This window comes from Amycolatopsis sp. NPDC043885, from assembly GCF_056435685.1.
In genome coordinates this window covers 30,174-41,786 of record NZ_JBWKEA010000002.1, presented here as the reverse complement: position 1 = coordinate 41,786, position 11,613 = coordinate 30,174, and the positions used below count along the sequence as shown (strand labels likewise).

Genomic DNA, 11,613 nt, shown 5'->3' with positions numbered 1-11,613 from the left:
GGGGGGGGAGGGAGGGGGCAAGGGTGTCACCCTCCTGGTGGGGGGGGGGTTTTTCCGTGGGGGGGGGGGTCCCGGGGGGGGGGGGGGGGGGGGGTTGGGGGAAAACCCCAACCCCCCCCCCACGACCGCCCCTTGGATGCGACGAAGGGGCCCTTCACCGCGTGAGATGCGGCGAAGAGCCCCTTCAGCAAAACAACTACTGAGTGACCGGGCGCACGTTCGACGACACCAGTGCCGCCAGCCGGTCACCGATGGCGTGCGTCGCACCGGGCGACGCCTGGTCGCGCGTCGCGAGGTCGAAGGCCACCGAGGCCTCGATCCGCCGCGCCGCTTCCTTCTGTCCCAAGTGGTCCAGCAGCAGCGACACCGACAGCACCGCGGCGGTCGGGTCGGCGAGACCCTGGCCCGCGATGTCCGGCGCGCTGCCGTGCACCGGCTCGAACATGCTCGGGTTCCGCCGGGTGATGTCGAGGTTCCCGCTCGCCGCCAGCCCGATGCCGCCGGTCACGGCCGCCGCCAGGTCGGTGATGATGTCGCCGAACAGGTTGTCCGTCACCACGACGTCGAAGCGGGACGGGTCGGTCACCAGGTGGATGGTCGCGGCGTCCACATGGGAGTACGCGACGGTCACCTCCGGGTGCTCCAGCGAGACCTCTTCGACGATCCGCGACCACAGCGAACCCGCGTACTCCAGCACGTTCGTCTTGTGCAGGAGCGTCAGGTGCTTGCGGGGCCGCGCCTCGGCCCGGTTGAACGCGTCGGTCACCACACGCCGGACGCCGAACGCCGTGTTGACGCTGACCTCCGTCGCGATCTCGTTCTCGGTGTCCTTGCGCAGCAAGCCACCGTTGCCCGCGTACGGGCCTTCGGTGCCTTCACGCACGACGACCATGTCGATCTCGCCCGCTTCCGCGAGCGGTCCGCGCACCCCCGGGTACAACCGGGCGGGGCGCAGGTTCACGTGGTGGTCGAGCTCGAACCGGAGGCGCAGCAACAGCCCGCGCTCCAGAATGCCGCTCGGCACCGTCGGGTCGCCCACCGCGCCCAGCAGGATCGCGTCGTGCTGACGGAGTTCACCGAGTACCGACTCCGGGAGCAGCTCGCCGGTGGAGTGCCACCGGGCGGCGCCGAGGTCGTAGTTCGTGATCTCCGCAGTCGGTACGACCTCACCGAGCACCTTGAGCGCCTCGGAGACCACTTCGGGCCCGATCCCGTCTCCTGGGATCACCGCGAGCCGCATCCACACACCTCCGTAGACCAGGCCACCGGCAGTCCGGATGGCCCATCCGCAAGAAAACGCCAGCAGCGGAAGGTTACCGGCCGTAGCCCGGTAGCCGTAGCCGCACCACCCTTATGCCGGAATCTCCCACAGAGCGAGACAGCCGAAAGGGTGAAAACAAGAAGGGACGCCCTGGCGGAAAGCATGCCGCCAGGGCGTCCCTCACCTCATCGAACGCGGACTACCGCACTACCGCGTCAGCCCACACCGATCGGCTGACGTCCGGTGTGCCGCCCGCCGTTGCCCGGCCGGTCGACACCCGTGTCGCCGTTGCCGTTGTTCGCCTGGATCTTCACCACGTTCGCCCGGTTGCCCGAGGCGTTGTGGTGCTCGATCGCCAGCAGGCCCAGCACGGTGTCCTGCGCGGCCGCGTTGCGGTTGACCACCAGCGCCGTGCCCGGCTTCGCGACGTAGCCCAGCGCGGAGTCGCCGCCGCCCTGGACGGTGTACGCGGGAGCCAAGGCGTCGAACGAAAGCGGCGTGCCGACGTAGTCGATGGTCGACGAGTCCGCGCCCGGCGCCGCGTAGAACCCGGAGGTCCCGACCGTGTAGCTGATCTTGTGCGACGCGGCGTTCGGGTCGATGCCCAGCGCCGCGATGCTCACCGGCAGCACGACGACGTTGGTGTCGTACACGTTCGTGTCGACGTCGCCGAGCTGGCCGTTGATCGGCTGGATGTCCACCTGCGGGAAGCCCGGCTTCAGCGCCACGGTGACCGCCACCAGGACATCGGTGGACGTCACCTTGGTCACATAGGTTTCGAAGTCCGGCTGTCCGTCGCCCGTGGTGTCGATGTCCACGAACGGCGAGGTGTTGCTGCCCAGGTTGGCCAGGTCGCTCCAGGTGGTGAGACCGAAGGCCAGCAACGCGTTCTCCGGCTCACCCTGCGCCTTGGCCAGCGGAGCCGTCGACGCGGCGCCGATGTAGCGCAGGTCGGCGCCCTTGGCGGTCTGGTTCAGGGTGCAGTCGGTGGTGACGTCCCCGTCGCACTCGGGCAGCTGCGGGGATTCCGCCTGAAGCTCGAGCACGCTGATCAGCGAGCGGTACCGCTGCGCACCGGTGCCCTGGTCCACGCCCTTGCCGGTCAGGTTCAGCACGGCCTGGGTCTGGCCGGCGCCGAAGTTGACGTTGCCCGGGGTGTTGATGGACGAGACCGGCTTCGGCGCGGAGTACACCGAAAGCCGCAGCGGAACGGTCGTGCCGCTCTTCGGGGTGAACGCGATCCGGCCGGAGGCGTCCGCCACGAACTGCCGGGCGAGGCCGACCTGCGTGGTCGCCATGGTCGGGTCGATGACCTTGCGGAGCGCCTTGGGGTCGGCGATCTTCAGGGTCACCTTGACCAGCGCGATACCGCGAGGGCTCAGCTTCACCGTCGGCTTGTCCACTGTGTACTCGACACCGGGAAGCGCGTTCACGGCTTCGTAGCCCACCGAGTACTCGACCGGCTTGATGCCCTTGTTGACCACCTTGACCGTCTTGGTCAGGGTGACCGGCCCGCCCGCTTCGACGACGCCGAAGTTGACCGAGACGAAGCCGGGGTTGTCGACGACGTAGGCCAGGACCTGGTTGTCCAGCGCGGCCTTCGCGTCGATCCGGCCGCTGCCGACGCGCTGCGGCCCGTAGACGCGGCCCGACGCGTCGCGGATGTCGTGGCCGGCGGTGTTGATGACCGAGGCCTTGACCTCCTCGACCGACCAGTCCGGGTGCGCCTGACGGATCAGGGCGGTGATACCCGAGGTGTGCGGAGCCGCCATCGAAGTGCCGGAGATGACCAGGCGACCGGCCCCGCTCCCGCTCAGCGCGGACGCGATCGAGTCACCGGGCGCCGCGACGTCCGGCTTGACGGCCGGACCACGCCCGCCACGCGAGGTGAACGAGCTCGGGGTGTCCACAATGGACTTGTCGGTGGTCGGCACGGACACGCGGCCCTTGCCGGTCATGCGGACCTGCAGCGTTCCCGCGGCCACCGCGGGCCGGAGCGAAGCGGTCGCGCTGCCGGTCAGCTGGAACGTCGGCGTGGCCGCGTTGCCCGCGATGCCCGCCGTGAAGTGCTCCAGCGTGGACGAGAACAGCGCGCCCTTGGCACCGGCGGCCTGCGCGTTGTTCGACCGGGCGACCGAACCGCAGGCGCGGGTCGCGTCGTTGTCGTCCCATTCGAGGAACACGATCTTGCCCGCGGCCTTGGCCTTGTCGGCTTCGGAGTACGGCTTGCAGCCGGCGGCGTTGTCGGCCGACAGCGTGACCACCGGCGCGGTGACGTCGAGCGTGTCGTAGGTCGCGTAGTTCTGGCTGAACTGCCCGGTCTTCGCGCCCTTCACGCCGTCGGGAGCGACGGCTTCGACGGCGTCGCGCAGGACGGACGCGTCACGGCTGCTGGCGACGGTCAGCGCCTCGGGCGTGTTGCCCGGCGCGCCGCCGACGTCGTTGAGGTCGCCGCCGTTGCCCGCGGAGAACACCGGCACGACGTTGTTCGCGGCGATCTTGCGCACGAACAGCGAGTCCGGGTCGTCCGGGGTGGCGAAGTCGCCGCCCAGCGAAAGGTTGACCACGTCGAGGTGGTCGGTGAAGTCGCCGTCACCGTCCGGGTCGAGCGACCAGTCGAGCGCCTGCGAGGTGACGTTGGTCGAGCCGTCGCAGCCGAAGACCTTGATCGCGTACAGCAGGGCCTTGGGCGCGGTGCCCGGGCCGATCTGCATCGCCTCGATCTTCTTCTTGTTCAGCTTCTTGTAGTCGCCCGTGAAGGTCTTGCCCGCTTCGTCCACACCGAATCCGGCGACCGTGCCCGCGACGTGCGTGCCGTGGTGGCCGCACGAGATCGGGTTGGGGTCCGGCTTCGGGGTGTTGAGGGCCGGGTCGTCGCTGCCCGAGTCGTAGGCGTCGCCGACCAGGTCGATACCGCCGACGACCTTGTCGGTCGGGAAGGCGGGGGTGGCCTGGTCGCGGTTGATCGCCTTGTAGGCCTCGGCCGTGCCCGGACCGCCGAAGGTGGCGTGGGTGTAGTCGATGCCGTCGTCGATCACGCCGACGCGGATGCCGTCGCCGTAGCGGCCGGTCTGCTGCCAGGAGGCGAGCGTGTTGGTCAGCTGGACCGCGCTGGAGTTGGTGCGGGTCTTCGGCACGACCTTCTTGACCGAAACGACGTCCGGCCGCTTCGCCAGTTCGCGGATCTTCGCGGCGTCGGCGGTGACGACCGCGCCGGCGACCGCGTTGGCGGTCTGCGTGACCAGCTGGGTGCCGGCGTCGGCGGCCTTGAGCTGCCCGACGACGGAGTTCACCGTCGCGGCGGCGTCGGCTTTGGCGTCCTTCGCGGCCTTCTTCGCCTGTTCCTTGCCTGCGCCCTTGTTCTGCTCGGCGTTGAAGGCGTCGACGGCGGGCTGCTTGGCCAGCTCGACGAAGGCGGTGATCTTGCCTTGGGCGGCCTTGAGCTTCGGCTCGACCTTCCCCTGGAATCCGTTACGGTCGATCTTCGCCGGCGTGACGCCGTCCGCGAGGGGGACATCCTGCGCGGCCGCGGACGCCCCGGTCACGGACGTCACGAGCAACGCGGCGAAGACCGCGGCCGACGAGCGGATCGCCCATCGGGGTACGCGGGATCTGTTCATGAGTACGTGCCCTCACTCGAGGCCTTGACTCGGAACCTGCCTGCCGCTCGAACACACCCCCGACGGTGAGCCCCGGCGCCGCGCCGTGCCCTTGACGACGCGATGGTTCGGCCTCGCCGGAAGAACCTATCCGGGGACCAGCCCGACTTCAGTAGGCATTTTTCACCGTTATTGAATCTTGCTCTGCGTTCTCGCGAACCCCGCACACACAACAACCACAGTTAGTCGACTAATTGCGAAGTAGTACAGGAAGGCCCCTTCCTTGCGTCTGACGCAAGGAAGGGGCCTTCCTGTACTTGGAGGTCAGCCGAAGTTGACCGCGCGGATGGTGTGCGCACCCACGGTGGCGCCGATCGGCTCCAGCAGGTGCGAGTCGATGGAACGGTCCACGCGCAGCAGCATGACCGCGTCCGCGCCGTCGGTGGTCTGGCTGATCTGCGCGGCCTCGATGTTGAGGCCCGCCTCGCCGAGCAGCGTGCCGACGCGGCCCATGATGCCCGGGCGGTCCGGGTATTCGAGCAGCAGCACGTTGCCCTCGGCGCGCAGATCGAAGTGGCGGCCGTTGACCTCGACCAGCTTCTCGACCTCGTCCTTGCCGGTGACCGAACCGGACACCGAAAGGGTCGTGCCGTCGGCGTGGACCGCGCGGACGGTGACCAGGCTGCGGAACTTGGGGCTTTCGGTCTCGGTGACCAGATCGACCTGGACCCCCAGCTCTTCGGCCACGCGCGGCGCGTTCACGAAGGTGACCTGGTCTTCGACGACGCCGGAGAACACGCCGCGCTCGGCCGCGAGCGGCAGCACGCTGACATCCTCGGTGGACAGCTCGCCCTTGACCACGACGGTGACCGAGGCCGGGGCCTTCGGGTTCAGCGCGGTCAGCACGGTGCCGAGCTTCTGGGTGAGCGAGAGGTACGGCCGGACGTGCTCGCCGACCGTGCCGCCGCCCGCGACGTTCACCGCGTCCGGCACGAAGTCGCCGCGCAGCGCGAGCAGCACGGACTTCGCGACGTCGGTGCCCGCACGGTCCTGCGCCTCGGCGGTCGAGGCGCCAAGGTGCGGGGTGACGACGACGTTCGGCAGGCCGAACAGCGGGCTTTCGGTGGTGGGCTCGGTGACGAACACGTCGATACCGGCGCCGCCGACGTGGCCGGAGCTGACCGCGTCCGCCAGCGCCTGCTCGTCGATCAGGCCACCGCGCGCGGCGTTGACGATGATGACGCCCTGCTTGGTCTTCTTCAGCGCCTCGGCGCCGATCAGGCCCTTGGTCTCCGGGGTCTTCGGCAGGTGGATGGAGATCGCGTCGGCGCGCTCCAGCAGCTCGTCCAGCGTGACCAGCTCGATGCCGAGCTGCGCGGCGCGGGCGGCCGAGACGTAGGGGTCGTAGGCGATGAGCTTGGTGTCGAACGCGGCGAGCCGCTGCGCGAACAGCTGGCCGATCTTGCCGAGGCCGACCACACCGATGGTCTTGCCCTGGATCTCGACGCCCGAGTAGGCGCTGCGCTTCCACGCGCCACCCTGGAGGCTCTGGTCCGCGGCCGGGACTCGGCGGGCGACGGCGAGCAGCAGGGCGACGGCGTGTTCGGCGGCGGAGACGATGTTCGACGTCGGCGCGTTGACCACCAGGACACCGCGTTCGGTGGCGGCGGGGACCTCGACGTTGTCCAGCCCGACGCCGGCGCGGGCGACGACCTTGAGCGAGGTGGTGGCGCCGAGGACCTCGGCGTCGACCTTCGTCGCGGACCGCACGAGCAGCGCGTCCGCCGTCTTCACGGCCTCGAGCAGCGCGGGGCGGTCCGTGCCGTCCACATGCTGGACCTCGACCTCGTCGGAGAAGACGCTCAACACGGAGGGCGCGAGCTTCTCGGCGATGAGGACGACGGGCTTGTTCGGCTTGGTCACGATACGGCTCCCACTATCTGGTCTGTGCCTGCGACTCACTGTTGACGGTCACGCCGTTGTGCCCGGTTGCGCCGCAGTTTAGACCTGGTGACAGGGGATTGTTAACTCGCCCGTAATCCGGCGAAAACGAGATCGAGGAGGCGTTCGAGGCCCTTGTCACCCGAAAGGTGTTCACTGGCCCAGGAAAGCGCGTGCAGCAGCACCAGCGATTCGTGCACTGTGACGTCCGCCCGGAGCTCTCCCGAAGCCTTCGCCCTTTCCACCAGGTGGGACACCTGGTCCCGCATCGCGTGACATGAGGCATACAACGGCGAGGTCTCGTCGTCGAGGACGTCGACCATCAGTTCGGGCAGTCCGCGATACCGCGCCGCCTGCTCACCCATTCCGGCGAACCAGGCCTTGAGCGCTTCCACCGGATCCGGGGAGTCGAGAAGGTCGCGGGCCACCGCGGCCTGCGCGTCGTAGCCCTCGCGAAGCACCGTCTCGACCAGAGCCTCCCGCGTCGGGAAATGCCGGTAGAGCGTCCCGATGCCGACACCGGCCCGGCGCGCGATCTCTTCCAGCGACGCCTCGACCCCGTGCGCGGCGAAGGCGCGCCTCGCCTCTTCGAGGAGGCGCTCGTAGTTGCGCCGGGCGTCCGCCCGCAGCGGCTTCTTCTCGGTGACCATCGCGCTCCCGAGCCTAGTCTCGACAAATCGGAGGCAGCCTCCGTATAGTCGGACGGCGTAAGCGGAGGCTGCCTCATGTTAGCTGGGGAGACACGTAATGACGTTGATCGACGAAACCCGGGAGCGGCTGGGCCCGGTGGGTGTCTGGCTGCCGGTCGGCATGTTCACGCCGACCCCGGACGAGGAACGGCGGGCGATACGACGGCTCGAAGAGCTGGGCTACCGCACCGTGTGGGGCGGCGAGGGGCCGGGGAACCGGGAGCTGTTCGCGTACAGCGCCATCACGCTGGCCGCCACCGAACGGGTGGTGGTCGGCACCGGGATCGCGAACATCTGGTCGCGGCCCGCGTACACCGCCCACAGCGGCGGGCGGACGCTCGCGCAGGCCTTCCCGGGCCGGTTCGTGCTCGGCGTCGGGATCGGGCACTCGTATCAGGCGGCGAAGGCGGGCTCGGACTACCGGCCGCTCGAACAGACCCGTGACTACCTCACGGCCATGTCCGCGGCGGCGGAGGAATTCCCTGCGCCGGTACCGTTTCCGCGCGTCCTCGCCGCCGTCGGGCCGAAGATGCTCGAACTCGCGCGGGAGCTGACGGACGGCGCGCACCCGTTCGCCCAGCCCTTCGAGCACACGCCGTACTCCCGCGAGATCCTCGGCCGGGACAAGCTGCTCATCCCCACCCATTCGATCCTGCTCGGCGACCGTGAGCAGGCGAGGGAGAGCGTGGCGAGGGATATCGGGCTGATGAAGCAGTACGGCGTCCCGCACTATTTCAAGGGCTGGAAGCGGCTCGGCTACACCGACGCCGACATCGACGACGTCAGCGACCGGCTCGTGGACGGGCTGACCGCGTGGGGCGGCGAAGAGCGGATCGCCGGGCGGATCAAGGAACTCGTGGACGCCGGCGCGGACACCGTGCTCGTCCATCCCGCCGGGGACGATCTTCAGTCCATGGTGGACCAGCTGGAACGGCTCGCCCCGGCACTGGCGGAGGTGACCCGATGAGCGTCGGGATCTGGACGTTCTCGTTCGACGGCAAGGAAATCGGCGAGGTCCGCGAGGCGGCGGCGGAGGTCGAAGAACTCGGCTTCGACACGCTGTGGTTCGGGGAGTACCTGGGGCGGGAGGCGTTCACCCAGGCAGGGCTGCTGCTGGCGGCGACGTCCCGGCTGACCGTCGCCACCGGTATCGCGCGGTTCTCCCACCGGGCGCCCGTCGCCGCGGCCGCCGCCGAACGGACCCTCGCGGAGGCCTATCCGGGCAGGTTCACCCTCGGGCTGGGCGGTCATCTGCCGGGCGCGAAACCGCTGGAGGCGATGCGCGGCTATCTCGACGAAATGGACAAGACCGATCTGTCCACACCGGACTCCCCTCGTCGGCGGCTACTGGCCGCACTGGGGCCGAAGATGCTCGCCTTGGCCGCGGAACGCACTGATGGGGCGCATTCGTACTTCGTCCCTGTCGAGCACACGGCGCTGGCGCGGAAGGCCATGGGACCTTCGGCCTTCCTCGCCGTCGAGCAGGCCGTCGTCCTCGGATCGGACCGGGAGATCGCACGGCGGCACGTGTCGATGTACCTGGACCTGGCCGCCCACCATCGGGCGAATCTGCGGCGGTTCGGGTTCACCGAGGAGGACTACGGCTCCGACAAGCTCGTAGACGCGCTGGTCGCCGTCGGTGAGGACGAGATCGACGCCCGGGTGCGGGCGCATCTGGACGCGGGCGCGGATCACGTCTGCCTGCAGGTGCTGACCGAGGACGACCGGATCCCGCTGGCCGAATGGCGGGTTCTGTCGGGGGTCGGGGGTAGCGTGCGGGAGCGTGACGTCACCGGCTGAACTCGCCTTCGAGAAGGCACGGGAACTGATCGACGCGCGAGATCTCGCCGGGCTCGCGCGCCTGATCGGTGACCTGCCCACCCTCGTCCACGCACACGGGAAGAACGGGAACGACCTGCTCGGCATGGCCGCCGCGACCTGCGACGAGCGGCTGTGCCGGATCCTGCTCGATCACGGCGCCGATCCGGCGTCGGCCAACGTCCACGGCTGGACGGCGTTGCACCAGGCCGGGTACGCCGGGCTGCCGCCGCTGGTCACGATGCTGCTCGACGCGGGCGCGCCGGTCGACGTTCCCGCCCGGGGCGACGGCGGGACACCGCTGGTGGTCGCGCTGTTCTGGGGCAATCGCGAGGCGGCGGAACTGCTGGCTTCGCGCAGCCTCTCCCCCGGCAATCTCCGGGTGGCGGCGGGACTCGGCCGGGCCGATCTGCTCGACGAGTTGCTCGCGCCGGGCGGCACGCTCTCCCCCGCGGCGGGCGCGCATCGCGAGTTCCACCGGCCGCACAGCGGTTTCCCGGAATGGCGGCCGAGCGACGATCCGGCCGAGGTCGTCGACGAGGCGCTCGCGTGGGCCGCGCGGAACGACCGGTCCGACGCGGCGCGGACCCTGGTGGCACGAGGTGCCGATGTGGACGCCGACGTCTACCGCGGCACGGCGCTGACCTGGGCCGCCGCTCAGGGGAAGCCTTCGGCGATCAGGACTTTGGCGGAGCTCGGCGCCTCGGTGAACCGCCAGGGCACCTTCGGCGGGCTTTCGCACGGTGAAGGTGTCACGGCGTTGCACCTGGCCGTGCAGGGAGGGCATGTGGACGCGGTGCGGGCTCTGCTGGAAGTGGGGGCGGATCCTTCGCTCGAGGACTCGCTGTACGCGTCGTCGGCCTTGGGGTGGGCCGAGCACTTCGGGCAGACGGAGATCCTGGCGGTGCTGCGGGACGCCTGAGCGCGGGATCCCGCATGCATGCGTCGCGAAGGGGCCCGACCGGCCCCACCGACCGACCCCGCCTCGTGCGATGAAGGGGCCTTTCATAGCAAAATTTGCTATGAAAGGCCCCTTCATCGCACGAACCAGCACTTGCGCCGTCGTCGAGGCTGTCCCGATCCTGACGCCTCCTGGCCCGTCTGAACCTCGCCCAAAGTACGACACTCGCCGAACAATGGACCCATGCGAGCGATCAGTCAAAACCGTCTCGGCGGCCCCGAAGTCCTCGAACTCGTCGACATCGAGAGACCCGTCCCCGGCCCGACCCAGATCCTGGTCCGGGTGCACGCCGCCGGTGTCAACCCGGTCGACTGGAAGACCCGCGAGACCGGCGGCATCGGCCCGATGGGCGATCCGCCGTTCATCCTCGGCTGGGACGTGTCCGGCGTGGTCGAGGAGGTCGGCGCGGGCGCGTCCCTGTTCTCCCCCGGCGACGAGGTCTTCGGCATGCCGTCGTTCCCGTTCCAGGCCGGCGCGTACTCCGAGTACGTCGCCGCGCCGAGCCGCCACTTCGCACGTAAACCGTCCACTTTGGACCACGTGCACGCGGCCGCGGTCCCGCTCGCCGGGCTGACCGTCTGGCAGAGCCTCGTCGACACGGCGGACATCCAGCCGGGGCAACGGGTTCTGGTCCACGCGGCGGCGGGTGGGGTCGGGCATCTCGCGGTCCAGATCGCCAAGACGCGCGGCGCGTACGTGATCGGGACGGCCGGCGCGGCCAAGCACGAGTTCCTCCGCGGTCTCGGCGCGGACGAGCTCATCGACTACCGCACGACGGATTTCGCCGAGGAGGTCCGCGACGTCGACGTCGTCCTCGACACGATCGGTCAAGAGTACGGGCCGCGTTCGCTCAAGACGCTTCGCCGCGGCGGCAGGCTCGTCCAGCTCACCCGCACGAACGACGAGCGGCTGCCGGAACTGGCCGATGCCGCCGGAGTCACCGCAGGGTTCACCCTCGCCGAGCCGGACCGCACCGGACTGCTCGCGCTGGCCGAACTCGTCGACAGCGGGCACCTCAAGCCGACCATCGACACGGTGTTTCCGCTGGAAGAAGCCGCGAAGGCCCAAGAACTGGTCGCCGCGGGGAAGACCACGGGAAAGGTCGTGCTGTCCGTCGCGGACTGAGGGCCGCGAAACGCTCCGGGGTAGGTCAAAGGTGGCTCGTTCGGTGTCCCTGGGCCCAGCGTCGAGCCCTCTATGACTCAAAGGTGACGCGGCCGAGCTTGTGCCGTGAAGGGCCGGCCTGCGGCCGGGGTGGTCGTGGGGGGGGGTTTTGGTGGGGAACCCAAAAACCCCCCCCCCACCCCCCCCCCCCCCCCCCCCTTCCCGAAGGGCCGTGAGGGG

The 11,613-nt window shown here is 69.7% G+C and carries 8 protein-coding genes; 4 read left to right on the top strand and 4 right to left on the bottom strand.

What is annotated here, in order from left to right; genetic code table 11:
- Positions 1–196: 196 nt before the first annotated feature.
- The 4 genes from AC069I_RS09855 to AC069I_RS09840 all read right to left on the bottom strand — a co-directional run bounded on the left by AC069I_RS09855 (position 197) and on the right by AC069I_RS09840 (position 7,451).
- Positions 197–1,240: a 3-isopropylmalate dehydrogenase gene (locus AC069I_RS09855; RefSeq protein ID WP_007031599.1), complete on the bottom strand. Its 1,044-nt coding sequence runs from the start codon at positions 1,238–1,240 to the stop codon at positions 197–199.
- A gap of 236 nt (positions 1,241–1,476) precedes the next feature.
- Positions 1,477–4,881 carry a S8 family peptidase gene (locus AC069I_RS09850; RefSeq protein ID WP_478230793.1) on the bottom strand — a complete coding sequence of 1,135 codons (3,405 nt, stop codon included), beginning with the start codon at positions 4,879–4,881 and terminating at the stop codon, positions 1,477–1,479.
- 303 nt (positions 4,882–5,184) lie between these two features.
- Positions 5,185–6,783: a phosphoglycerate dehydrogenase gene (serA, locus tag AC069I_RS09845; protein ID WP_478230794.1), complete on the bottom strand. Its 1,599-nt coding sequence runs from the start codon at positions 6,781–6,783 to the stop codon at positions 5,185–5,187.
- Positions 6,784–6,884: 101 nt separating this feature from the next.
- A complete protein-coding gene (locus tag AC069I_RS09840; RefSeq protein WP_478265184.1) occupies positions 6,885–7,451 on the bottom strand; it encodes a TetR/AcrR family transcriptional regulator in 567 nt (188 codons plus the stop codon).
- Positions 7,452–7,548: 97 nt separating this feature from the next.
- On the opposite strand from AC069I_RS09840, the gene AC069I_RS09835 reads away from it, so the two are divergent.
- The 4 genes from AC069I_RS09835 (at position 7,549) to AC069I_RS09820 (ending at position 11,394) form a co-directional block, all read left to right on the top strand.
- A complete protein-coding gene (locus AC069I_RS09835) occupies positions 7,549–8,457 on the top strand; it encodes a TIGR03620 family F420-dependent LLM class oxidoreductase (RefSeq protein ID WP_478265183.1) in 909 nt (302 codons plus the stop codon).
- Complete coding sequence (locus AC069I_RS09830) at positions 8,454–9,290, top strand: TIGR03620 family F420-dependent LLM class oxidoreductase (protein WP_478230797.1); 837 nt, start codon at positions 8,454–8,456, stop codon at positions 9,288–9,290. Before AC069I_RS09835 ends, AC069I_RS09830 begins: the two co-directional genes overlap by 4 nt.
- Positions 9,274–10,230, top strand: a complete 957-nt coding sequence (locus AC069I_RS09825) for an ankyrin repeat domain-containing protein (protein ID WP_478265182.1) — start codon at positions 9,274–9,276, stop codon at positions 10,228–10,230. Before AC069I_RS09830 ends, AC069I_RS09825 begins: the two co-directional genes overlap by 17 nt.
- A 222-nt stretch (positions 10,231–10,452) precedes the next feature.
- Positions 10,453–11,394 carry an NADP-dependent oxidoreductase gene (locus tag AC069I_RS09820; protein ID WP_478230799.1) on the top strand — a complete coding sequence of 314 codons (942 nt, stop codon included), beginning with the start codon at positions 10,453–10,455 and terminating at the stop codon, positions 11,392–11,394.
- Positions 11,395–11,613: the final 219 nt, after the last annotated feature.